A 22,599-nucleotide genomic window follows, 5' to 3' on the forward strand; every position below is an offset into this window, starting at 1 on the left:
ACGGGGATGCGGGCGGGTAGGTTTCAACAATGAACAGTCGGCCGACTCTTGAGGACATCCGGCGCGCGCCGAAGGTGCTGCTGCACGACCACCTCGACGGCGGGGTGCGGCCCGCCACCGTCATCGACCTGGCGCGTGAGTCCGGGTACGCGGACCTGCCCACCACCGATGCCGGCGCGCTGCGGGCGTGGTTCGAGGAGGCGTCCAACTCGGGGTCGCTGGAGCGGTACCTGGAGACGTTCTCCCACACCGTCGGCGTGATGCAGACCGTCGAGGCGCTCACGCGGGTGGCGTACGAGTGCGCCGAGGACCTCGCGAAGGACGGCATCGTCTACGCGGAGGTCCGGTACGCGCCCGAGCAGCACCTGCGGGCCGGGCTGTCGCTGGAGCAGGTCGTCGAGGCCGTCCTGGACGGGTTCGCGCGGGGCCGCAGGGACTTCGGCATCCGCGTCGGGACGCTCGTCACCGCGATGCGCCACCAGGCGCGCAGCATGGAGATCGCGGAGCTGGCCGTCCGGTACCGGGACGCGGGCGTCGTCGGGTTCGACATCGCGGGCGCGGAGGCCGGGTACCCGCCCACCCGCCACCTGGACGCGTTCGAGTACCTGCAGCGGGAGAACGCGCACTTCACCATCCACGCGGGCGAGGGGTTCGGGCTGCCGTCGATCTGGCAGGCGATCCAGTGGTGCGGCGCCGACCGGCTCGGGCACGGCGTCCGCATCATCGACGACATCGAGGTGGACGGGGAGGAGCCGCGGCTCGGCCGGCTCGCCGACTACGTGCGCGACAAGCGGATCCCGCTGGAGATGTGCCCGACGTCCAACATCCAGACGGGCGCGGCGAAGTCGATCGCCGAGCACCCGATCGGGCTGCTGCGGCGGCTGAGCTTCCGCGTCACGGTCAACACCGACAACCGGCTGATGAGCGGCACGACGCTGTCGGAGGAGTTCGCGAAGCTCGCCGACGCGTTCGGCTACGGATGGGACGACCTGCAGTGGTTCACGGTGAACGCGATGAAGTCGGCGTTCGCGCCGTTCAACGAACGGCTCGAACTGATCAACGGGGTCATCAAGCCCGGTTTCGCGCAGCTCAAGTGGAGCGGCGCCCGGCCCCTGGCATGATCGGGCCATGACCATTCGCTCCACCGGAGGACGCGTCGCCGCGTACGCGTGGTTCGTGTTCGCCGCGCTGAACTTCGCGGACATCTTCGTCGGCTTCACCGGTGACCCCGACTACTCGCTGACGACGGCCGTGATCACCTTCCTGCTGCTGTTCGGCTGCGGCATCGCCTACACCGTCGGGCTGCGCCCGCTGATCGCCGGCGACGACGACGGGATCACGGTCCGCAACCCGCTGCGCGACGTCCGGGCGCCCTGGGGGGCGGTGCGCAGGATCGAGGGCCGCAACGCGGTGACCGTGACGTTCACCGGCCCGGACGGGGAGGAGCTGGAGGCGCGCGCCTGGGTGCTCCAGACGTCGCCGCGCGCCCAGGCCAAGGCGGAGGCGCGGGCCGAGAAGGAGGCCCGCAAGAACCAGGGCCAGAACCTCGACCTGCGAGGACGGACGCCGACGACCTACGCGGCGCAGCAGCTGAACGAGCTGAAGGACCGGCGGCGTCCGAAGGCCCGGTCCGGCGCCCCCGACAAGGCGGCCAAGGCGAAGGCCGAGGCGGCCGCCGAGAAGCCCGCCCGGGGGACCGTCCGCTGGTCGGTTCCGGCGGTGGCGGCGCTGGCCGTCCCGCTGGCCGTGCTGATCGTGCTGGTGATCGTGGGGGTCGTCAGCTGAGCATCGCGGAGAGGTCCGCGCGCAGGGCGTCCAGGTCGGCGGCGGCGCGCGCGCGGACCGCGGCGACGTCCTCCTCGACGGGCAGGACGACCTCCAGGTAGCACTTCAGCTTCGGCTCCGTCCCCGACGGCCGGATCACCACCCGCGACCCGCCCTCCAGGCGGAACCGCAGCCCGTCGGTCGGCGGCAGCCCGCCCGACGGCTTCGCGAGGTCGTCGAACGACTCGACGGGACGCCCGCCCAGCTCGCGCGGGGGAGCGGCGCGCAGCCGGGCCATCGCCTCCGTGATCAGCGACAGGTCGTCCACCCGGACCGACAGCTGCGACGTCGCGTGCAGCCCGTACCGGCGGGCCTGCGCGTCCAGCAGGTCGAGCAGCGTGCGCCCGTCCCGCTTGGCGTCCGCGGCGAGCGCGGCGACGGCGAGCGCCGCGCCGATGCCGTCCTTGTCGTTGACCAGCACGCCCCGGTCGTCGCCGACGCTGTAGCCGAGCGCCTCTTCGTAGCCGAACACCAGCCGGTGGTCCGGTTCCCTGTGGGGGGACGACCTCCCACACCCCCCGGAACTACCTTGGCTCCCTGCCCGCATGATCCACTTGAACCCGGTCAGCGACTCGGCGAACCGCACCCGGTGAGCGGCGGCGATCGAGCGCAGCAGCGACGACGACACGATCGTCGTGACGACCAGCCGGTCGCCGCCGGTGGTGTGCCGCAGGACGTGCTCGGCCAGCAGCCCGCCGACCTCGTCACCGGTCAGCGCCCGCCAGCCGTCCGGGCCGGGGACGGCGACCGCGCAGCGGTCCGCGTCCGGGTCGTTGGCGATCACCAGGTCGGCGCCGCGGGCCTCGGCGAGGCGCAGCGCCAGGTCCAGCGCGCCCGGCTCCTCCGGGTTCGGGAACGCCACGGTCGGGAAGTCGGGATCGGGGTCGGCCTGCTCGGGGACGACGATCGGCGCGGGGAAGCCGGCCCGCTCGAACGCCGCGAGCAGCACGTCCCGCCCGACGCCGTGCATCGGCGTGTACACGATCGAGATGCCGCGGTCGCCGCCGAGCTTCAGCGACGACACCGCGTCCAGGTACGGCTCCGTGTCCTCGTGGACGGGCCAGCCCTTGCCGAGCGGCAGCTCGTCCGCGCGGCCGACCGCGTCGATCGCGGCGGAGATCTCCGCGTCCACCGGCGGGACGATCTGCGCCCCGTCCGCCCAGTAGACCTTGTAGCCGTTGTCACGCGGCGGGTTGTGGCTGGCCGTGACCATCACGCCCGCCACGATGTCGTCGAACGACCGGGTGAAGTGGGCGAGGACGGGCGTCGGCACCGGTTCGGCGAACACCTCCGGGCGCAGCCCGGCCCCGCTGAGCACCGCCGCCGTGTCGTCGGCGAACCGCCGCGACCCGTGCCGCGCGTCGAATCCGATGATCACGCGGCCGCCGGGCGGCAGGCACGCGGCGAGCCCGGCGGCGGCGCGCATCACCGTCACCCGGTTCATCCGGTTCGGCCCGGCGCCCAGCTCGCCGCGCAGGCCGGCCGTCCCGAACTCCAGCCGGGTCCCGAACCGGGCGGCGAGCGCCTGCTCGTCGCCCTCGTCGAGGATCGCCCGGAGCTCCGCCCGGGTCTGCGGGTCGGGATCCTGCGCGAGCCACTCCTCGGCCCGCGCCCGCAGGTCGCTCACAGCTTCGCCAGGACGGTGGCGAGCAGGGTGCCCATGCGGCCGGCGGACGCGCGCCCGGCCGCGAGGACCTCCTCGTGGTCGAGCGGCTCGCCTGCCAGCCCGGCCGCGATGTTGGTGACCAGCGAGACGCCGAGCACGTCGGCGCCGCCCTGCCGGGCCGCGATCGTCTCCAGCACCGTCGACATGCCGATCATGTCGGCGCCCAGCGTGCGCAGCATCCGGATCTCGGCGGGCGTCTCGTAGGTCGGGCCGCGGAACGCCGCGTACACGCCCTCGGACAGGGTCGGGTCGACCTCCCGGGCGAGCGCGCGCAGCCGCGCGGAGTACGCCTCGGTCAGGTCGAGGAACGTCGGGCCGGTCAGCGGGTTCGCCCCGGACAGGTTCAGGTGGTCGGAGATCAGCACCGGGTCGCCCACCCGCTGGTGCTCGGGCCGCAGCCCGCCCGCCGCGTTGGTGAGCACCATCGTCGTCACGCCCGCGGCCAGCGCCGTCCGGACGGGATGCACGACCGCGTCGACGCCGCGGCCCTCGTACAGGTGCGTCCGGCCGAGGAACACCAGCGCGCGGCGCCCGCCGGTCTCGACGACCCGGATCCGCCCGGCGTGACCCTCCACGGCGGGAGGCGCGAACCCGGGCAGCTCGGTCACGGCCAGCTCGGCGACCGGCTCGCCCAGCCGGTCGGCCGCCGGAACCCACCCGGACCCCATCACGAGGGCCACGTCGAAGGAGTCGAAGGACGTGCGGGCGCGCAGCTCATCGGCCGCGTCCCGCGCCAGTGCAAAAGCGTCGTTGCTCACATCGCCGACACTACAGCCGTGCCCCCCGGGTGGCCGCCGCGCTCAGTCGCCGAGCGACTTGCAGGGGCGGGTGCGCAGGTCCTTGACGTAGTCGTCGGGCGCGCCGGCCTTCTCCGCGGCATCGGCGAGGATGCCGAGATACCGCGCGGACGGCAGCCCGCCCTCGTAGTCGTCCAGGACGTACAGCCAGCACAGCACGTCGCCGTCGAGCGTCTGCACCCGGACCCGGATCTTGCGGTAGACGTCGAGCGCGGCGCCCTCCCAGGCGTCGAGCTCCTTCTCATCCCAGGCGGGCACGTCGTACAGGACGACGAACACCTGCTCGGAGTCGTCCTCGACGACCGTCGCGAGGGCGCCGTCCCAGCCCTTGTCCTGGCCGCCGAAGGTCAGCCGCCAGCCGGCCAGCCAGCCGGTGCCGCGCATGGGGGAGTGCGGAGCCCGGCTCGCCATCTGCTCGGGGTCCATGTTGGAGGCGTACGCCGCGTACAGTGCCACGTTGGCCAAGGCTAACCCACCGGGGTGCGCGGGGGGCGGGGTTGCCCCGACCCGGACGAGGGCGGGCGGGCGAACCGGTCCGGTACCGGACTTTTCACTGCCGTGAGTAGGAAAGAATGGAAGATGTGACCCGAATCGTGATCATTGGCGGAGGCCCGGGCGGGTACGAGGCCGCGCTCGTCGCGGCACAGCTCGGCGCCGACGTGACCGTCGTGGAACGGGACGGTCCGGGCGGCGCCTGCGTGCTCACCGACTGCGTGCCCTCCAAGACGCTCATCGCCACCTCGACCCGGATGGCGGTCATGTCGGAGTCGGCGGGGCTCGGGCTGCGCTTCAACGGCGGCCCGGACGGCATCGTCGGCGCCCTGGAGGCCGACATGGCCGAGGTCAACAAGCGCGTGAAGGACCTCGCGCGGGCCCAGTCGTTCGACGTCGCCGAACGGCTCGCCTACGAGGAGGTCAAGATCGTCCGGGGCGAGGCGCGGCTGGTGGAGCCGCACGTCGTCGCGGTCGGCGACCGGCGCCTGCGCGCCGACACCGTGCTGCTCGCGACCGGCGCGACGCCGCGCGTGCTGCCCGGCGCCGAGCCGGACGGCGAGCGCATCCTCAACTGGCGGCAGCTGTACGACCTGCCGGAGCTGCCCGAGGAGCTGATCGTGGTCGGCTCGGGCGTGACGGGCGCCGAGTTCGCCGGGGCCTACCTGTCCCTCGGCTCGCGGGTCACGCTGGTGTCCTCGCGCGACCGGATCCTGCCGACCGAGGACGCCGACGCCGCCGCCGTCCTGCAGGAGGTGTTCCTGCGGCGCGGGATGAACGTCATGTCGCGGTCCCGGGCCGCGGGCGTGGAGCGGTCCGGCAACGGCGTGATCGTCACCCTGGAGGACGGGACGAAGGTCGAGGGCACGCACTGCCTCATGACCGTCGGGATGGTCCCGAACACCAGCGGGATCGGCCTGGAGGAGGTCGGCGTACGCTGCGACTCCCGCGGCTTCGTCGAGGTCGACAAGGTGTCGCGGACGTCCGTCCCGAACATCTACGCCTCGGGCGACTGCACGGGCGTGCTGATGCTGGCGTCGGTCGCCGGCATGCAGGGGCGCATCGCGATGTGGCACGCGCTCGGCGAGGCCGTCCAGCCGCTCAAGCTGGGCTGGGTCGCGTCCAACATCTTCACCGACCCCGAGGTCGCCTCGGTCGGCGTCACGCAGCACATGGTCGACTCCGGGGACGTCAACGCCCGGACGGTCATGCTGCCGCTGTTCACCAACGCGCGGGCCAAGATGCAGGGCTTCGAGGACGGTTTCGTGAAGCTGTTCTGCCGCCCGTCCACGGGGATCGTCCTCGGCGGCGTCATCGTCGCGCCGCGGGCGAGCGAGCTGATCCTGGGCGTGTCGATCGCCGTCCAGCAGCACCTCACCGTCGACCAGCTGGCGCACACGTTCGCGGTGTACCCGTCGCTGTCGGGCAGCATCACCGAGGCGTCGCGGCGGCTGATGGCCGAGCACGCCTACTAGAGGCGCGCCCGGCCCTGCCGGGCTTGGGCCCGCGCTAGAAGTAGCGCAGGGCCACGTACACCCACGCCATCAGCGTGCTCAACAGCGTGACGATGATCCCGTAGCGGGTGAACTGCCAGAAGCTGATCGGGTGGCCGGTCCTCGCGGCGATGCCGATCGCGACGACGTTGGCGCTCGCCGCGACGGCCGTCCCGTTGCCGCCGAAGTCGGCGCCCAGCGCGAACGACCACCACAGCGCCTCGGCGGTCTGCGCGTCCGGTGCTCCCGCGGCCATCCCCTCCACGATCGGCGCCATCGTCGCCGCGTAGGGGATGTTGTCGAAGAACGCCCCGAGGACCGCGGAGCCGAACAGCAGGCTGGTCGCGGCGACGAAGTAGTTGTCGCCGATCGCGTCCGCCGCCCAGGTGCCGATCGCCTCGATGACGCCCGTGTGGCCGAGGCCCGCCACCATCACGAACAGGCCCGTGAAGAACACCAGCACGGGCCACTCGACCTCATGCAGGACGTCCGCGACCTCGACCCGCGACACCAGCAGCATCACGCCCGCGCCGACCAGCGCCACGATCGACGGCTCCAGGTGCAGCACCGAGTGCAGCATGAACGCGACGATGACCAGGCCGAGCACGACCAGGCACCGGACGAGCAGCGCCGGGTCCGTGATCGCCTTGCGCTCGTCCAGCGACATCACCTCGGCGACGTACCGTTCGTCGTAGGTGAACGACTTGCGGAACAGCACGCGCGCCAGCAGCACGAAGGCGATGAAGACGGCCACCACGATCGGCGCCATGTGGACGAGGAAGTCGTTGAACGTCAGCCCCGCCCGGCTGGCGATGATGATGTTCGGCGGGTCGCCGATCAGCGTCGACGCGCCGCCGATGTTGGACGCCAGCACCTCGGCGATCAGGTACGGGTGGGCAGGGATGCGCAGCCGGTTGCAGACCACCACCGTCACCGGCGCCACCAGCATGATCGTGGTGACGTTGTCCAGGAACGGGGAGGCGACCGCGGTGATGGCCATGAGCATCACCAGCAGCCGGTACGGCCGGCCCTTCGAGCGCTTGGCCGCCCAGATCGCCAGGTAGTCGAACAGCCCGGTGCCCTTGATGATCCCGACGATGACCATCATGCCGAGCAGCAGGAAGATGACGTTCCAGTCGATCCCGTCGTGCTCGGAGAAGAACACCTCGGAGCCGGGGGCGAGCCCGAGCACCGTCATCGCGCCGGCCGCGATCAGGACGACCTTGACCTTGTCGGCCTTCTCGGTGGCGATGAAGAAGAACGCGACGACGAAGATGGCGAGCGCCGCCACCGCCGTCATCGCGGGTCCCCCGGTTGTGTGAAGGGCGGGTTCCCCGGTTGTGCGTAGGGCGGGTTCCCCGGTTGTGCGTAGGGCGGGTTCCCCGGTTGTGCGTAGGGCGGGTCCCCCGGTTGTGCGTAGGGCGGGTCCCCCGGTCGTGCGCCGCCTCGCGGCGCGGCCGTCAGGCCCCGGGGCCGGTCAGGGCCAGTGCCGACAGCAGCCGGTCGAGGATGACGGCGCCGGTGAGGAGCCCGGCGTCGTCCACCACCGCGACCAGCGGGCTGCGCTGCCGCGCCATCACCGTGGCGAGTTCCAGCAGCGTCGCGGACGATCTGACGATGACGGGGCGGGGAGTGTGCGTGTCGAGGCAGTCGCCCACTCTCCTGTCGCGGATCTCGTGCCAGAAGACGTCCGCGTGGGCTTCGTCCACGGTGCGGGTCAGCGCAGGATCCTCCTGGTAGGCGACCGGCACCGCCAGCCGCATGACCTGGGTGCCGGGCAGCACGACCTCGGGGCGCTGCGCATCGTCCACGACGATGAGGCCGGGCAGGCGGCCGAGCGCCATGACCTGGATCGCGTGGGCGATCGAGTCGTCCCGGGTCACGGTCGGCACCTGTATGGCGATGTCCCGCGCTTGCATGTCGTCCCTTCGGCTTCCGGAAAGCCTGGCTCTCGTGACTGATAGATGCCTCCTTCTAACGCCGGGGGCGGCCCCGTCGCAAGCCGGCCTCCGCGGCGTCACGGGAGGGTGACGGTGCCCGCCGCTCATTCGCTGTGCCATGCGTCCGCCCCTTTCGCCTACGCTGTCCAGTCTTTGCGGACGGGCCGCTCGGCTATATCGGGTGCGACCCCCATATCGGCGGTGTGGATCATGTATCCGCAGGTGGCGGAGGCCCCTTCCGGGAGCGCCCGCCTACCATGGAGGCGGGACCGGAGGTGATCGGGTGCATGCTCGGGAGTCGGCCACGCGGATACTGCTGGCCGACGATCACGCGCTGGTGCGGCGGGGGCTGCGCCTGATCCTGGACGCCGAGCCCGACCTGACCGTGGTCGCGGAGGCCGCCGACGGGGCGGAGGCGATCGGCGCGCTCGGCGAGGGCGGCGTCGACCTGGCGATCCTCGACATCGCGATGCCGCGCATGACGGGATTGCAGGCGGCGCGGGAGATCTCCCGCCGGTTCCCCACGGTCCGGACGCTGATCCTGTCGATGTACGACAACGAGCAGTACCTGTTCGAGGCGCTGAAGGCGGGCGCGTCCGGCTACGTGCTGAAGTCCGTCGCCGACCGCGACCTGCTGCACGCCGTCCGGGCCGCGATGCGCGGCGAGCCGTTCCTGTACCCGGCCGCCGTCACGATGCTGATCCGCGAGTTCCTCGCCCGCGACCGGGACGGCGACGGCCCGGACGGCATCCTCACCCCCCGCGAGGAGGAGATCATCAAGCTGATCGCGGAGGGGTACTCCTCCAAGCAGATCGCCGAGCTGCTGACGATCAGCGTCAAGACCGTCGACCGGCACCGCGCGAACATCCTCGGCAAGCTCGGCATGCGCGACCGGCTGGAGCTGGCGAAGTACGCGATCCGCGTCGGGCTCGTCGAGCCCTGACCCTCAGCCGCGGCGGTCGCCGGGCGGCGGGACGACCAGCGTCACCTCGGTGCCGCCGCCGTCCGCCGGGCCGATCGTGAGCTGCGCGCCGATGAGCATCGCGCGCTCCTGCATCCCGTGGATCCCCGACCCCACCTCGGTGGGCGGGCCGGAACCGTCGTCCACCACCCGCAGGACGACGCGGCCGTCCGCGTCCCGGGTCAGCGACAGCTCGGCGTTCCGCGCGCCCGAGTGCCGCCACACGTTCGTCAGGCCCTCCTGCGCGATCCGGTAGATCACCAGCTCGGCGTCCGGGCCGAGCCCCTCCAGCCCGGCCTGGACGCGGCGGGTGATCCGCGGGCCGCCCGTCCCGGAGAACTCCGCGGCGAGGGCGGTGAGCGCGCTGCTCAGGCCCAGGTCGTCCAGAACGCCGGGGCGCAGCCGCCGGGCCACGCGGCGCACCTCGTCCAGGCTCGACCGGACGGACTCCTGGACGCCCCGGAGCTCCTCGGCGACCTCCTCCGGCGCCCGGTTCACCACCGACTTCAGCTCCAGCAGCACCACCGTGAGCGCCTGGCCGATCTCGTCGTGCAGCTCCTGGGCGATGCGGCTCCGCTCCGCCTCCTGCGCGTCGAGCACGAGGGCGGTGCTGGTGCTGCGCTCGGCCTCCAGCCGGTCGAGCATCGCGTTGAACTGGTCGACCAGGTGGAACAGGTCGCCGTTGCCGCCCTTGGCGAGCCGGTCGCCGGAGCGCAGCGAGCTCATCCGCGCCATCAGCGCGGTGAGAGCCCCCAGGGGTGCCAGGCTGGCGCGCAGCAGCAGCGCGTTCGCCGCCATCATCACCGCCAGCCCGATCGCGAGGACGGGCAGCTCGCGCAGCAGGATCGGCGACGACACGGTCACCGGCCCGACGGCGAGCGCGGCGGTGCCGACCGCGAAGATCAGGCCGTTGATGCCGAGGATGCGCCAGTACAGGGCTGACGCGGGTGTCCTGCTCATAAGACCACGTCACCGCATCGGGGGCGGTGTTGTCCATGCGTGGCGCCCGGCGGGGCGCCTGCATGGCGGCCGTCCGCCGTTATGGGGGGTGGGCCCGATGGCGCCGCCGCGTTCCTTCGCCGATGGTGGAAGACGAGCACAGGGAGGAGGTGGGGACCATGGGCGCACTCGCCGCGGAGGCGAGCCCGCTGGCCTTCCCCGCCGCCTTCTTCATCGTCCTCGGACTGCTGGCGGCCACGGCCGCGGCCTCCGGGCTGCGGCGGGTCGAGCCGGACGAGCGGCTGGTCGTACGGCGATCCGGGCGGACGCGCGGCGTCCGCGGACCCGGGCTGCGGTACCTGGTGCCGCTCGCCGACTCCGGCGTGCGCGTCCCCGCCGGGGCCCGCTCGTACGGCCTCTGGGTCAGGGCGATGACCAGGGACGGCGTTCCGGTGCTGGTCAAGGCGCGGGCCGAGTTGCGGGTCGACGACCCGGCGGCCTACGCCGCGTCCGCCGAGACGCCGTCCACCCTGCCGTCCTTCGCCGTGCAGGCCGCCGCCGAGGCGGCGCTGCGCGGGATGATCGCGGACCGGGACCTGGCGGACCTGCCGTCCCTGCTGGCGGACGGGGACGACCCGGAGCCGGTCCGGCGCGTCGGCGAGGCGGTCCGGCCCTGGGGAGTGGCCGCGACGCTCGTCTCCGTCACCGACGCGACGGTCCCGGTCCGCGCCGGCCCGCCGAGGGCCGCTCCCGCCCCGCGGCGGTCCCCGGGCCCGGCCGGCCGGGCGGCGGCAGGCCGTGGCGGCGCAGGCGGGACCGGCGCAGGTCGTCCGAGCTGATCGCGACGGTGAGCGTGCTGGCGGCGAACGCGAGCAGGGGGACCGCCGCGCGCATCCAGACCGGGCCGGGCAGGAGGGCCAGCAGCAGGCAGACGGGCACCATCACGCAGATGTGGCGCAGCAGGAGCCGCCCCCGCCACCCGGCGTCGGTCAGGTCGTGCCGGACCCAGTCGAGGTTGCCGGGCGGGAGCCGGAACCCCAGCGCGTACCGGACCCGCCGGAGCGGGCCCGGATCGCCTGGAAGCCGGGCCACGCCGATCCCTCAGAAGCCGCCGAAGTCTCCGCCGCCGCCGAAGTCGCCCCCGCCGAAGTCCCAGCCGCCGCCGATGTCGCCGCCGTCCCCGCCGAAGCCGCCGGACGGGTCGCCGTAGCCGCCGCCCCAGCCGCCGCCCATCGCCGAGCCGAGCATGGTGCCGATCATCATGCCGCTGAGCAGGTCGAGCCCGCCGTAGCCGTAGTAGTAGCCGCCGGCGTAGGGCGCGTAGGCGGGCCCGGCGTTCCAGTACGGCCGCCGGTCGCCGTCGTAGGGGACCATCCGGACGTCCGGGTCGCGGCCGTGCAGGACGGCCTCCGCGTCCGCCGCGCACGCCGGGACGGACCGGGCCACGCCGCCGGGCGGCGCCCACGTGACGTCCTTGACGGACGGGCCGTGCTGCGGGTTGAAGAAGCAGGGCGCGCGCCGCTCGGGGACGGGTTCGCCCGCCAGCCGGGCACGGGTCGCCGTCATGTAGTAGCGGCCCTCTTCCAGCGCGGTCGTGACGTCCTGCATGTCCTCGGGCCTGGCCGCGCGCTCGGTGGACGACTTTGCCCGGTCGTAGGCGTCCATCGCGCGCTCGTAGTCGGCGCGGGTGTCGGGGTCGAGGTCCTTGTCCATGACGTTCAGGTCGAGGCCGGCGATGTCCTCGCCGAGGAGGGTGACGTCCTCCTCCACCCCCGCCTTGAGGTCCTCCATGCGCCGCGCATCCCGCTCCTGCCGCCGCTTGCGGACGACGAGGAAGCCGCCGGTGGCGACCGCGGCCAGCACGATGAGCACGCCGAGCGTCGCGTACATGCCGATGGTGCTGGACCGGGCCTGCTCGTCGACCTTCTTCTCGGTGAGGTTCGAGAAGTCGATCAGCCGCTGCTTGAGCGGCACGCCGTTGGTCCGGGTGACGATCTGGTTGATCTCCCGGCTGTCGAGCTTCTTGGAGATCGCGGCCATGCGGCTGCCGTCGGCGGTGACCGCGACGTAGGTCTGGCCCTCGCCGACGCGGTCGGCGACCGCCCTCAGCATCCGCCCGGCCTGCTCGCCGGTGATGCCGTTGCGCACCACGACCGCCCGGATGTCTGCGTCGCTGTCGCCGCCGAGGGTCGTCTTGATCTCGTTCTGGTCGGCCGGGGACAGGACGGTCCCGGCGCCGCTGGTCACGTACAGCCGCGAGTCCATGAGGCCCTTCGCGATCTGCCCGACCGTGTCGTCGGCGGCGGCGCGGGGCGCGGCGGCCTGGGCCGCGACGGTCCGCGCGGCCTGCGTGCTCTCTGCTGGGGCGGCCTGCGCCGGGGCGGCAAGGACGAACGCCGGCGCGGCGACGGCGGCGATGATCGCCGAGACGGCGCCCCGGCGAGCCGCCCGGATGGCCCGGTTCTCGGTGTTCATGTCTCCAGTCTGCCCACGTGGAGCCACCGATGCGTCGTCCGCGGGAGGGATTTGCTCACGCGGTGCGTGGGTGCCGCCCCCCAGAGACCGGGCCGGGCCGGTCAGGAGTCCTTGATGTCGCAGATCACGGCGCCGGCGGAGACGGTCTGGCCGACCTCGGCGGACAGCCCGGTGAGCGTCCCCGCCTTGTGGGCGGTGAGCGGCTGCTCCATCTTCATGGCCTCCAGCACGACGATGGTGTCGCCGGCCTCCACGGTCGCGCCGTCCTCGACGACGATCTTGACGATGGTGCCCTGCATCGGGCTGACCAGGGAGTCGCCGGACGCCTGCGCGCCGCCGCCCTTGCGCCCGCCGCGCCGCCGGGCGGGCCGGTCCCGGCCGGCGGGCGCCGCGGACGCGCCGAGTCCGGCGGGCAGGACGACCTCGATGCGCCGGCCGCCCACCTCGACGGTGACACGCTCCCGCTCGCCCGGCTCCTCCTCGCCCGGCACGGGCGCCTCGTGCGGCGGGATCGTGTTCTCGAACTCCGTCTCGATCCACCGGGTGTGGACGGCGAACGGCGCCGCGTCGTCGGCCGGGACGAACGCCGGGTCGTCCAGCACCGCCCGGTGGAACGGCAGGACGGTCGGCATCCCCTCGATGACGAACTCGGCGAGCGCCCGGCGGGACCGCTCGACCGCCTGCCGGCGCGTCGCGCCCGTCACGATCAGCTTGGCGACCAGCGAGTCGAACTCCTGCGGGACGGTCTGCCCGGCCTCGTAGCCGGCGTCCAGCCGGACCCCGGGCCCGGTCGGGGGCCGCCACCCGGTCAGGGTGCCGACGGCGGGCAGGAAGCCGCGCCCGGCGTCCTCGGCGTTCAGCCGGAACTCGATCGAGTGGCCGCGCAGCTCCGGGTCGCCGTAGCCGAGTTCCTCGCCGTCGGCGATGCGGAACATCTCGCGGACGAGGTCCACCCCGGCGACCTCCTCGGTGACCGGGTGCTCGACCTGGAGGCGGGTGTTGACCTCCAGGAAGGAGATCGTGCCGTCCTGCCCGACGAGGAACTCGCACGTCCCGGCGCCGACGTAGCCGGCCTCCTTCAGGATGGCCTTGGACGAGCTGTACAGCAGGTCGACCTGCTCGTCCGACAGGAAGGGCGCCGGGGCCTCCTCGACGAGCTTCTGGTGCCGCCGCTGGAGCGAGCAGTCGCGGGTGGAGACGACGACCACGTTGCCGTGCTTGTCGGCGAGGCACTGGGTCTCGACGTGCCGGGGCTTGTCGAGGTATCGCTCGACGAAGCACTCGCCGCGCCCGAACGCGCCCACGGCCTCCCGGACGGCCGACTCGTACAGCTCGGCGACCTCGTCCAGCGTGCGGGCGACCTTCAGGCCGCGCCCGCCGCCGCCGAACGCCGCCTTGATCGCGATGGGCAGGCCGTGCTCCTCGGCGAACGCGACCACCTCGTCCGCGCCGGACACCGGGTCCTTGGTGCCGGCGACCAGCGGCGCGCCGACCTTCTGCGCGATGTGCCGGGCCTGGACCTTGTCGCCGAGCGCGGTGATCGCCGCGGGCGGCGGGCCGATCCAGGTCAGGCCGGCGTTCTCCACCGCGGTGGCGAAGTCGGCGTTCTCGGCCAGGAACCCGTAGCCGGGGTGGACGGCGTCCGCGCCGGACTCGGCGGCGACCTTCAGCAGCTTCCCGATGTCCAGGTAGCTCTCGGCCGCCGTCCGCCCGCCGAGGGCGAACGCCTCGTCGGCGACCCGAACGTGCAGCGCCTCCAGATCGGGCTCGGCGTACACCGCCACGCTGGCCAGCCCCGCGTCGCGGCAGGCACGGGCGATACGGACCGCGATCTCACCGCGGTTGGCGATCAGGACTTTGCGCACGTGGGTCTCCTCCTTCAACCTCGCAGGCAGTCTAGATAACGGCCGTTCCAGGGTTTCGTAAGCCCCTCCTTATCGGGCTCCTCGTCCCACATACCGGGAGGTGACCGGCAAAGCGCCCCGCTCGGCCAAGATCCCGGCCAGACTCTGCTCCGTCTCATCCAGGAACCCGTAAGCCGAGTGGTGCGGGTGTGAAAGAACGTCTACGACGGCGACGAGGGCTGGTCGGCGTTCCTCGACCAGATCGTCCGGCCGATGATCTACGCGCCCGGCAACCCGAACGGCTCGCTCCTGCGGGGCAGGTGACGGGGAGGCGGTCGTGCGGTTTCTGATCGTTTTGGTGGCGCTGGTCGTGGTCGCCGTCGGCAGGTGACCCGTGGCGCGGCCGGAGGCCTGCTCGCCGAGCTCGGCCGGCAAACGGTCGCGTCCATTCCGGACGGCGATCCGGAATGGGAGGAGCGCTATCACGAGGCGATGGCCGCGGCCCGTTCCCGCGTCGCCGCGCTGGAGAGCGAAGCGGACTGACCTGCCCTTTACCGAATGGCCCGCGCCCGGTGCTCCCGGGCGCGGGCCGTCGCGCGCGAGCCGGGTCTGCGGACCCGTTCGGCAGGTGTACTCTCGGCTCGAATCTGCTCGCCGATGATCACCGGGAGAAGCCGATGGTTCGCCCGTGGCCGTGCGCCGGGCTGGCGGTCGTCCTGGCCGCCTGCCTGCTGGCGCCCTCGTCCACGGTGCGGCGGGAGAACCCTCCCGTGGAGGACTACGTCACCGAGCAGCTCACCGTCGCCGCGCGCACCTACCTCCAGCGCCGCTCCCAGGCCCTCGTGCAGAAGGGCGACCGCGACCGCGGCGACACCCCCACCGAGATCCAGGGGGTGCGGATCTCCCCGCGGCTCGTCCGGTCGCAGGAGAAGGCCGTCCGGGAGCTGGAGTCCCGCAGCCGCGCCCCCGTCGAGGGCGGTCCCGCCTACACCGGCGCCCGCACCAGCCTGGACGGGGGCCACGCCGTCCGGAACGGAGACCGCATCACCCTGGAGGCGGTGGAGCACACCGAGATGCGCTACGGCAGCGGCAAGGTCACCCAGTCGGTGCGGCGCCGGTTCGTGTTCCGCACCCGGGGCGAGCAGATCACCCTGGTCGGCGAGCACGTGCTGGACCCGGGCGCGCACCCGGTGAACGACCCCGTCGACGACGGGCGCTGAGCCGCTTTCCCGCGTTCGCCGGGACTCTGAAATCGGCTTGACGGGCTGTCATTATGGTCGTTTCGCTGGATAAACGTGATCGGTGAGGCGTAGGCTGGCGCCATTGTCCGCGAGCTGAAAACGTTCCACCGATCAGCGACGAAAGGGCCGGGGCGATGGGCGACAAGCGCGGTGCCAACCTGGGTGAACTCGAAGAACTGTCCCGCATCTTCAGCAAGCACTCCCGCAACCTGGACGCCCTGATCAAGGACCTGAACGGCCGCACCGTGAGCAGCAACGCCGTCTGGTGGGGCCCGAGCGCCGACCGTTTCCGCGCCGCCTGGGCCGAGGCGAAGACCGCGTTCGACAAGATGGCCATCGCCCTGGAGCAGGGCGGCCAGGACATCCGCAAGTCCCAGCAGAACATCGAGGCCGCCACGCGCTGACGCCTCCCACGGACCGCGGGTCCCGGCCCATCCCCCCGAGGCCGGGACCCGCACCCATGTCCGGCCGGACGGCCGCGGCCCGGCCCGCCGTCAGTCGGCGGAGACCGGCGGCGGCAGGGCCACCTGGATCTGGGTCGTGACCCCCGCCGCCACGAACAGGCCGCGGCCGGTGGGGCCGCCCAGCGGGGCGTTGCGCGGCAGCCGGAGCCCGAACAGGTCCCCGTCGTCCGGCGACTCCACCGACAGCAGGACGCCGGAGCGGGACCGGCGCGTGTCCGCCAGGAACCCCCGGTAGCCGCGGCCCAGGTCGTCGGTGGTGCCACCGATGACGACGGCGTGCTCGCCGTCCCGGGCGGTGCGCAGGACGTCCCGGAGCGCGTCGTCCAGCTCGGTCTCGTCGAGGAGTTCGGCGTCGTCCACCACGACCGCGAAGCGGTGCTCGTCCCCGATGGCCTCGGCGAGGTCGTCGGCGCCGGAGTCGGACGTCAGCAGGCCGAGCACCCCCGGCCGGCCGGACAGCAGGCGCAGCGGCGACCGGCGCGGCGTGACGAGGACGACCGGGACGAGGCCGCCGCCGACCGCCGGGTCGAGCAGGGAGTGGACGATCGTGCGGAGCGTGGTGGAGCGGCCGGAGCGGGGCGGGCCGGCGACCGCGAACCCGGGGCCCTCGTCGAGCAGGTCGACGCCGACCGGGGCGAGGGTGTCGCCGCCGACGCCGACCAGCGCCCACAGCGGGGACGGGGCGAGGAACTCGGTGTCGAGCGACATCGCCTCCCGGTAGGTGACGCGGACGGGCAGCTCGTCCACGTGCAGGGGACGCCGGCGGCGCGGGAGCCGGCCGTAGCGCGCCACGCAGCCGCGGGCGATCTCCTGCAGGACGGCCACCTGCGCCGTCCCGGACGGGTCGTCCCCGAGGAGGGCGATCTGCGACTCGCGCGGGGGCGTGCCCGGCGCGCCGGGTTCGAGGGCGCGGCCCGGGGGCATCGCGGCGGGGACCTGCCGGTCCTGGAGGCCGCCGTAGCCGTAGTCGTTCGGGTCGGCCATGCGGAGGATGAGCCGCCGGTCGAAGACCGTGGACACCTGGCCGCCCAGCCCGGAGCGGTCGCCGGTGAACACCGCGCGCAGGCCGGCCGCGGCGCCCTCGCGCAGGAGCCGGATGACCTGGTCGACGAGGCGGCCGTAGTCGTAGTGCTCGAACGCGCCGAGGAACCCCTCCCAGCGGTCGAGCAGCAGCACCATCCAGGGGAGGCGGTCGGTGGCGGCGACGGCGGCGCGCTGCTCGGCCAGCGACGCGAAGCCCGCCTCGGCGAGCAGCTGCTGGCGGCGGGCGACCTCGGCGGTCAGCGCGGTGAGGAGCCGCTCGCAGCGGTCGAGCTGGTCGCGGGTGACGACGGCGCCGCAGTGCGGCAGCGACACGAGCGGCATCAGCGCGTTCGCCCCGCAGTCGATGGTGTACAGGTGCGCGTCGTAGGGGGAGCAGGCGCCGGCGAGCGACCCGGCGATGGTGCGCAGCGCGGTGGACCGGCCCGACTGGGCGGACCCGGCGATGTACAGGTGGCCGCCGGAGGTGAGGTCGAGGGTGAGGTCCTCGCGGGACTGGACGGCCGGCAGGTCGGTGACGCCGAACCGGACGGGCGGGACGTCCACGACCGAGCCCCCGGCGGCGGTCCGGGGCGCCAGCGCGATCCGCTCGGGCAGCGGGTTCAGCCACGGCGACGGCTGCCGGGCGATCCCGGCGCGGCGGGCGGCCTCGTCGACGGCCTGGACGAGGACGCCGAGGTCGGTGACCGGTGTCTCGGCGGCGGTGCCGGCCGCCGCGCCGCCGGGTGCGGGCAGCGGGTGGCCGAGGCCCTGCCAGGGCAGCGGCAGGACGGTCGGGCCGCCGGAGCCGGTCCCGGCGCCGGGGCGGCGGCCCCCGATCCGCGCCGACTGGACGGGCTGCGGGGCCGCCGCGCCGGAGCGGATGTAGCAGCGTCCCGGCGTGGCCTTGGAGATCTGCGCGGCCTCGGGGGAGTCGAGGACGTCGCTGGACTCGTCCGGGTCGGTGACGCGCAGCGCGATGCGCAGGTTGGTGTTCGCGCGGATGTCGGCGGTCACGACCCCGGCCGGGCGCTGCGTGGCGAGGATCAGGTGGACGCCGAGGGACCGGCCGCGGCGCCCGATGTCGACCAGCCCGGTGACGAAGTCGGGCAGCTCGGTGACCATGGCGGCGAACTCGTCGATGACGAGCACGAGCCGCGGCATGGCCGGCAGCCCGGGGTCGGCGGGGCGCAGGTCGTTGTAGTCGTCGACGTCCTTGGCGCCCGCGTCGAGCAGGATCTCCTCGCGGCGGCGCAGCTCGGCGGCGAGCGATTCCAGCGCGCGCTCGGTCGCGTGGCCGTCGAGGTCGGTGACCATGCCGACGGTGTGGGGGAGGCGGGCGCAGTCCTTGAACGCGGCGCCGCCCTTGTAGTCGATGAGGACGAACGTCATCTCGTCCGGGCGGTTCGCCACGGCGAGCGACGCGATGAGCGTCTGGAGCAGCTCCGACTTGCCCGCGCCGGTGGTTCCGGCGATGAGGCCGTGGGGGCCGTCCACGCGCAGGTCCACCTCGTGCCGTCCGCCGGAGTCGAGGCCGACGGGGACGCGGGTCGTCCGCCCACCGTTCCGGTGCCACGACTGCAGGACGTGGTCCGCGGTCGGTTCCGGCATGCCGAGGAGGTCCAGGAGGCGCACGTCGGCGGGGAGCGAGTCCTCGGCGTCCTCGCGGGAGACGTCGCGGACGGGGGCCAGCGCGCGTGCCACCCGGTCGGTCCACGTGGCGGACACCTGGTCGGCCAGCACCGGGCCCAGGACGTCCAGACCCTGCCCTTGGAGGCGCAGCATCGAGGGCTTCTGCGGGTCCCAGGCGGCGACGGCGCCGCACTCCTCGGGAAGGAGGCGCTCCTCGTCGTCCACGCAGATGGCGTAGAGCCCGTACTCGGCGCCGCGGGCGAGGAGCATCGGCATCCCCGGGATGCGGCGCAGCGCGCGTGCACCGTCCAGGACGACGAGGATGTTGTACGGGGCGGAATCGGCCGGCCGGGCGCCCTGGCCGAAGAAGGACGACTCCGCCTGCGCCGCCCGCCGCCGCTCGGTGACGCGCATGGCCAGTTCGGTGACGCGGTGGGCCGCCGATTCGGGGTCGGTGCCGACGAGCGCCACGCAGTCCTCGCCCTCGCGGGGCGCGCAGTGCGGCAGCCACCGCACCCAGTTCCACTCGGTCCCGGCGTCCCGGTCCGCGGACAGGACGACGATGGCCAGGTCGCGGGGGCTGTGCAGGGCGGCGGCCTGCGCGACCATCCAGCGGGCCAGGGCCCGGGAGGCGTGCCGCGGCCCGGTCAGCCCGACGACGCCGAGGTCGGTGAGCGGCAGCGCCACCGGGACCTGCCGGGCCGTCGGGACCGGGGAGCCGCCCGCGTGCGGGGACGCCCCCGAACCGCGCAGGTGCCTGTCGAGGTCGCCGGTCAGCTCGATGCGGGCGGGCAGGTCGGCGAGCCCCACCCGCAGGTGCAGGACGTCCGGGTCGCCGCGGCGGCGCTCCCACAGCCGCCGGCGCGGGCCGGTCGCGGTCAGCAGCACCTCGGCGGGGTCGGGGTGCAGCGCGCGGCGCTCCGCCTCGTCCTCGCGCCGCAGCCGGTCGACCTCGCCGTCGAACTCGCCGGCCCGGCGGTGGTACTCCTTCAGCGACCTCTTGTAGGACTTGCGGCCGTGCATCCGGTCGCCGATCCACTCGCCGAGCGTCATCACCGGCCAGGCCAGGGCGAACAGCGCCCACCACCACTGGCCGAGGCCGAACGCCATCGCGAGCCCGAACGCCGAGAACAGCAGCGCGCCGAACAGCCGGAGCCGCTCCCGCGGGTTCCGTTCCGGGCGCTTCGGGACCTCCAGCCTCCGCGGGCGCTGCGGCGGGGTGAGACGGGGCGGCCGGTTGAACGCCAGGCCGCCCTCCGGCAGCGGTTCCAGGTGGGCGTCGGGCGCGGTGCTCGGGGCGAGGGCCAGGACGCTGGAGCCCACCGAGAGCATCGCGCCCGGCGGCCAGATCGTCTTGGCGCCCAGCGGCGTCCCGTCCAGGGTCGCGGCCCCCTGCATCGTCATCGCGGACGCCTCGATCTGGACGGCGTCGCGGCCGACCGTGACCCGCAGCGAGCGGGCGGGGACGGACGGGTCGTCCAGCGTCACGTCCACGTCCCGTCCGGAGCCGATCGTGCTGACGCCGAGGCCGAGCCGGTGCACCGACCCGGCCGCCGGACCGCCGGCGACGCGCACCTCGACCAGCCCGGTCGGCTCGGCGAGGACGGTGGCGGCGGCGCCGCGCCGCTCGACGGCGACGACGGCGCCGTCCCGCAGCTCCTTCACGGCGAGGGCCTGCGGGTCGAGCATCCGGCCGTCCATCCAGAGGGCCCGGTGCGCGCCCCCGGAGAGTAAGGCGTCCTTGGAGAAGCGCGGGGCGGGGATCTGGGGGCGGCCGTCCAGCGCCGCGAGCGACCGGGCGACCCCCTCGACGGTGACCTCGGAGTCGACGTTCACCACGACATCGCGGGGCCCCGAGCCGGTGAGCGCAGTGAACGAGATCCGCATCCGCACAGCTTAATTACCCGCGGCCCGGTTGCCCGTGTCCTCCGCCGTTCGCGCCGCGGCGACGATCGCCTTGAGCGCGGCGTCCAGCGGTGTCGGCGCCACCCCGAACGTCGACTCGAACGCCGACGAGTCCAGGATGTACGGCGCGTCGAACTGGTAGCGGGTCTCCCGCAGCTCCTTCAGCATCGGCACGAACGCCCCGGCCGCGGTGAAGACCGGGCGCGGGACCTCGTGGATGCGCGGCGCCGGCGCACCGGCGATCCGGCACAGCCGCTCGCCGACCTCCCGGGTGGACACCGCGGGGCCGGTCGGGATGTGCCACGGCCGTCCCCACGCGCGCTCGTCCGTCCCGGCGATCGCGAGGGCCTCGGCGACGTCCGGCAGGTACGTCCAGGCGTGCGGGACGGACGGGTCGCTGAAGTACGGTACGCGCTTGCCCGCGAGCAGCGGCTTCACGAACCGCGTCTCGCCGATGTACGCCTGGTCGGTGCTCCGGGGGCCGTAGTAGTCGGACCCGCGCAGCTCGGTGGCGCGGATGCGCCCGGCCTCGTGCGCCGCGAGCGCGTCCCGCCACATCTTCGCCCGGACGCGCCCCTTGGTGCCGGTCGCGGCGAGCGGCAGGTCCTCGGTCATCGGGCCGTCCACCGGCCCGTACCCGTACAGGCAGCTGAGCGTCACCAGGACGGCGCCGGTGTCCTCGGCGGTGCCCAGGAAGGACGCCGCCATCGGCGGCCAGTCCTGCGCCCACCGGTGGTACTGCGGGTTCACGCAGTTGTAGAGGACGTCGGCCCCCTTGGCGATCTGCGTCATCCGGTCCCGGTCGGCGACGTTCGCCGCGACCCGCTCGACCGACTCCGGCCCCGAGCCGGACCGCGTCACCACGACGACGTGGTGGCCCCGCTCGATCAGCCGGTCGGCGAGGTGCGTCCCGACCTGCCCGGCTCCGACGATCACGTGCTTGCCCATCGAACTCCTCCTTGAACAGTGCTTCCTTTCGAGAGCAATGCTCTCTCTAGAGAGCGCCGATGTCAAGAGCAGTGCTCTCGATATGGTGCGACGCTCTGCTAGCATCCGCTCATGAGCGCAGGCCGGACGGCACGGGAACGGGTGCGGGCGGAACTGATCCGGGAGATCACCGGGATCGCGAGACGGCAGCTGGCCACCGAGGGCGCGGCGGGGCTGTCGCTGCGCGCGGTCGCCCGCGAGATGGGCATGGTCTCGTCGGCGATCTACCGGTACTTCCCGAGCCGCGACGATCTGCTCACCGAGCTGATCATCGACGGGTACAACGCGGTCGGCGAGGCGGTCGAGCGCGCCGACGCCGGTGCCGACGCCGGCGACTTCGCCGGTCGGTGGCTCGCCGTGTGCAGGGCTGTCCGGGAATGGGCGCTCGCGCACCCGCACGAGTACGCCCTGCTCTACGGGTCACCCGTCCCCGGCTACCAGGCACCGGACAGGACCGTTCCCGCCGCCCTGCGCGACACGCTCGTGCTCGCGCGGATCGTCACCGAGGCCCACGCGGCCGGCGCGCTCGACCCGGCCGGCCCCCTCCCGCCCGTACCGCCCACGCTCGCGAACGACATGGCCTGCGCACGCGCGGCGGTGCTCATGGACGTCCCGGACGACGTCATAGCGCGTTGCTTCACCGCGTGGGCCGCTTTGTACGGAACGGTGAGCTTTGAATTGTTCGGGCAATTCAACAACGTGATCGAGGAACGGGCCGTCTACTTCGACCACACCATGACCCTGCTGGGCCGCCTCGTCGGCCTCCAGCCCCGCCCCTGACGGGGTCCCGGGACGGCCGCGATGTGGTCAGTGACACATGTGACTGGTGGTAAGTAGCCATGTGACCGGTGAATTCGCAGGTCATCGCCGTGTACCCGGATTTCGGACGGCTTGGCATCACCGAATCCATTGACGTGAC

The 22,599-nt window shown here is 73.4% G+C and carries 19 protein-coding genes; 9 read left to right on the plus strand and 10 right to left on the minus strand.

The window, feature by feature from the left end:
* Window positions 1-29: 29 nt before the first annotated feature.
* Window positions 30-1,121 (plus strand): adenosine deaminase, encoded by a 1,092-nt coding sequence (locus tag ABGB11_RS32475; RefSeq protein WP_347639160.1) that lies wholly within the window; start codon window positions 30-32, stop codon window positions 1,119-1,121.
* A 7-nt stretch (window positions 1,122-1,128) separates the two neighbouring features.
* Window positions 1,129-1,785 carry a PH domain-containing protein gene (locus ABGB11_RS32480; protein ID WP_347639162.1) on the plus strand — a complete coding sequence of 219 codons (657 nt, stop codon included), beginning with the start codon at window positions 1,129-1,131 and terminating at the stop codon, window positions 1,783-1,785.
* On the opposite strand, the gene ABGB11_RS32485 is transcribed toward ABGB11_RS32480, so the two are convergent.
* Genes ABGB11_RS32485 through ABGB11_RS32495 form a run of 3 tightly spaced genes read right to left on the minus strand, consistent with a single transcriptional unit; the run spans window position 1,778 to window position 4,743 of the window.
* The gene (locus ABGB11_RS32485; protein ID WP_347639163.1) at window positions 1,778-3,451 is read right to left on the minus strand and encodes a phospho-sugar mutase; all 1,674 of its coding nucleotides are present in this window, start codon (window positions 3,449-3,451) and stop codon (window positions 1,778-1,780) included. The genes ABGB11_RS32480 and ABGB11_RS32485 overlap by 8 nt on opposite strands.
* A complete protein-coding gene (locus ABGB11_RS32490) occupies window positions 3,448-4,248 on the minus strand; it encodes a purine-nucleoside phosphorylase (RefSeq protein WP_347639165.1) in 801 nt (266 codons plus the stop codon). The genes ABGB11_RS32485 and ABGB11_RS32490 overlap by 4 nt, the downstream gene beginning before the upstream one ends.
* A 42-nt stretch (window positions 4,249-4,290) precedes the next feature.
* The gene (locus tag ABGB11_RS32495; protein WP_347639167.1) at window positions 4,291-4,743 is read right to left on the minus strand and encodes a gamma-glutamylcyclotransferase; all 453 of its coding nucleotides are present in this window, start codon (window positions 4,741-4,743) and stop codon (window positions 4,291-4,293) included.
* Window positions 4,744-4,868: 125 nt separating this feature from the next.
* Here ABGB11_RS32495 and ABGB11_RS32500 point away from each other — a divergent pair, with 125 nt between their 5' ends.
* A complete protein-coding gene (locus tag ABGB11_RS32500) occupies window positions 4,869-6,254 on the plus strand; it encodes an NAD(P)H-quinone dehydrogenase (RefSeq protein ID WP_347639169.1) in 1,386 nt (461 codons plus the stop codon).
* Window positions 6,255-6,288: 34 nt separating this feature from the next.
* Here the strand turns inward: ABGB11_RS32500 and ABGB11_RS32505 are convergent, their stop codons facing one another.
* Together ABGB11_RS32505 and ABGB11_RS32510 are read right to left on the minus strand one after the other, a co-directional pair.
* The gene (locus tag ABGB11_RS32505) at window positions 6,289-7,572 is read right to left on the minus strand and encodes an ArsB/NhaD family transporter (protein WP_347639171.1); all 1,284 of its coding nucleotides are present in this window, start codon (window positions 7,570-7,572) and stop codon (window positions 6,289-6,291) included.
* A 160-nt stretch (window positions 7,573-7,732) separates the two neighbouring features.
* On the minus strand, window positions 7,733-8,191 hold the full coding sequence (locus ABGB11_RS32510) for a CBS domain-containing protein (RefSeq protein ID WP_347639173.1): 459 nt from the start codon (window positions 8,189-8,191) through the stop codon (window positions 7,733-7,735).
* 304 nt (window positions 8,192-8,495) lie between these two features.
* Between ABGB11_RS32510 and ABGB11_RS32515 the strand changes: the two genes are divergently transcribed.
* The gene (locus tag ABGB11_RS32515; protein ID WP_347639175.1) at window positions 8,496-9,155 is read left to right on the plus strand and encodes a response regulator transcription factor; all 660 of its coding nucleotides are present in this window, start codon (window positions 8,496-8,498) and stop codon (window positions 9,153-9,155) included.
* A gap of 3 nt (window positions 9,156-9,158) precedes the next feature.
* Here the strand turns inward: ABGB11_RS32515 and ABGB11_RS32520 are convergent, their stop codons facing one another.
* Window positions 9,159-10,133 carry a histidine kinase gene (locus ABGB11_RS32520; protein WP_347639177.1) on the minus strand — a complete coding sequence of 325 codons (975 nt, stop codon included), beginning with the start codon at window positions 10,131-10,133 and terminating at the stop codon, window positions 9,159-9,161.
* 158 nt (window positions 10,134-10,291) lie between these two features.
* On the opposite strand from ABGB11_RS32520, the gene ABGB11_RS32525 reads away from it, so the two are divergent.
* Window positions 10,292-10,951 (plus strand): SPFH domain-containing protein, encoded by a 660-nt coding sequence (locus ABGB11_RS32525; protein ID WP_347639179.1) that lies wholly within the window; start codon window positions 10,292-10,294, stop codon window positions 10,949-10,951.
* A gap of 262 nt (window positions 10,952-11,213) precedes the next feature.
* On the opposite strand, the gene ABGB11_RS32530 is transcribed toward ABGB11_RS32525, so the two are convergent.
* Window positions 11,214-12,587 carry a hypothetical protein gene (locus tag ABGB11_RS32530; protein ID WP_347639181.1) on the minus strand — a complete coding sequence of 458 codons (1,374 nt, stop codon included), beginning with the start codon at window positions 12,585-12,587 and terminating at the stop codon, window positions 11,214-11,216.
* A 101-nt stretch (window positions 12,588-12,688) separates the two neighbouring features.
* Window positions 12,689-14,452: a biotin carboxylase N-terminal domain-containing protein gene (locus ABGB11_RS32535; protein WP_347639183.1), complete on the minus strand. Its 1,764-nt coding sequence runs from the start codon at window positions 14,450-14,452 to the stop codon at window positions 12,689-12,691.
* Between the two features lie 366 nt (window positions 14,453-14,818).
* Between ABGB11_RS32535 and ABGB11_RS32540 the strand changes: the two genes are divergently transcribed.
* The 3 genes from ABGB11_RS32540 (at window position 14,819) to ABGB11_RS32550 (ending at window position 16,076) form a co-directional block, all read left to right on the plus strand.
* Window positions 14,819-14,974: a hypothetical protein gene (locus ABGB11_RS32540; protein WP_347639185.1), complete on the plus strand. Its 156-nt coding sequence runs from the start codon at window positions 14,819-14,821 to the stop codon at window positions 14,972-14,974.
* A gap of 134 nt (window positions 14,975-15,108) precedes the next feature.
* Window positions 15,109-15,651: a hypothetical protein gene (locus ABGB11_RS32545; RefSeq protein ID WP_347639187.1), complete on the plus strand. Its 543-nt coding sequence runs from the start codon at window positions 15,109-15,111 to the stop codon at window positions 15,649-15,651.
* A gap of 155 nt (window positions 15,652-15,806) precedes the next feature.
* Window positions 15,807-16,076 carry a WXG100 family type VII secretion target gene (locus ABGB11_RS32550; protein WP_021599788.1) on the plus strand — a complete coding sequence of 90 codons (270 nt, stop codon included), beginning with the start codon at window positions 15,807-15,809 and terminating at the stop codon, window positions 16,074-16,076.
* Between the two features lie 90 nt (window positions 16,077-16,166).
* Here ABGB11_RS32550 and ABGB11_RS32555 read toward each other — a convergent pair whose 3' ends face one another.
* Together ABGB11_RS32555 and ABGB11_RS32560 are read right to left on the minus strand one after the other, a co-directional pair.
* Complete coding sequence (locus tag ABGB11_RS32555; protein ID WP_347639189.1) at window positions 16,167-20,675, minus strand: FtsK/SpoIIIE domain-containing protein; 4,509 nt, start codon at window positions 20,673-20,675, stop codon at window positions 16,167-16,169.
* A gap of 9 nt (window positions 20,676-20,684) precedes the next feature.
* Window positions 20,685-21,641: an NAD-dependent epimerase/dehydratase family protein gene (locus tag ABGB11_RS32560; RefSeq protein ID WP_347639191.1), complete on the minus strand. Its 957-nt coding sequence runs from the start codon at window positions 21,639-21,641 to the stop codon at window positions 20,685-20,687.
* A gap of 111 nt (window positions 21,642-21,752) precedes the next feature.
* Here ABGB11_RS32560 and ABGB11_RS32565 point away from each other — a divergent pair, with 111 nt between their 5' ends.
* Window positions 21,753-22,460, plus strand: a complete 708-nt coding sequence (locus tag ABGB11_RS32565) for a TetR/AcrR family transcriptional regulator (RefSeq protein ID WP_347639193.1) — start codon at window positions 21,753-21,755, stop codon at window positions 22,458-22,460.
* Window positions 22,461-22,599 lie beyond the last annotated feature (139 nt).

Origin of the sequence: Actinomadura sp. B10D3 (assembly GCF_039871695.1) — a bacterium.
In the GTDB taxonomy this organism is placed as follows: Bacteria; Actinomycetota; Actinomycetes; order Streptosporangiales; family Streptosporangiaceae; genus Spirillospora; species Spirillospora madurae.

Excerpts from the sequence above, each read along its gene's own strand:
- ABGB11_RS32475 (WP_347639160.1), top strand. The coding sequence starts at position 30 with ATGAACAGTCGGCCGACTCTTGAGGACATCCGGCGCGCGCCGAAGGTG.
- ABGB11_RS32480 (WP_347639162.1), top strand. The coding sequence starts at position 1,129 with ATGACCATTCGCTCCACCGGAGGACGCGTCGCCGCGTACGCGTGGTTC.
- ABGB11_RS32505 (WP_347639171.1), bottom strand. The coding sequence starts at position 7,572 with ATGACGGCGGTGGCGGCGCTCGCCATCTTCGTCGTCGCGTTCTTCTTC.
- ABGB11_RS32510 (WP_347639173.1), bottom strand. The coding sequence starts at position 8,191 with ATGCAAGCGCGGGACATCGCCATACAGGTGCCGACCGTGACCCGGGAC.
- ABGB11_RS32520 (WP_347639177.1), bottom strand. The coding sequence starts at position 10,133 with ATGAGCAGGACACCCGCGTCAGCCCTGTACTGGCGCATCCTCGGCATC.
- ABGB11_RS32525 (WP_347639179.1), top strand. The coding sequence starts at position 10,292 with ATGGGCGCACTCGCCGCGGAGGCGAGCCCGCTGGCCTTCCCCGCCGCC.
- ABGB11_RS32530 (WP_347639181.1), bottom strand. The coding sequence starts at position 12,587 with ATGAACACCGAGAACCGGGCCATCCGGGCGGCTCGCCGGGGCGCCGTC.
- ABGB11_RS32545 (WP_347639187.1), top strand. The coding sequence starts at position 15,109 with ATGGTTCGCCCGTGGCCGTGCGCCGGGCTGGCGGTCGTCCTGGCCGCC.
- ABGB11_RS32550 (WP_021599788.1), top strand. The coding sequence starts at position 15,807 with ATGGGCGACAAGCGCGGTGCCAACCTGGGTGAACTCGAAGAACTGTCC.
- ABGB11_RS32555 (WP_347639189.1), bottom strand. The coding sequence starts at position 20,675 with ATGCGGATCTCGTTCACTGCGCTCACCGGCTCGGGGCCCCGCGATGTC.
- ABGB11_RS32560 (WP_347639191.1), bottom strand. The coding sequence starts at position 21,641 with ATGGGCAAGCACGTGATCGTCGGAGCCGGGCAGGTCGGGACGCACCTC.
- ABGB11_RS32565 (WP_347639193.1), top strand. The coding sequence starts at position 21,753 with ATGAGCGCAGGCCGGACGGCACGGGAACGGGTGCGGGCGGAACTGATC.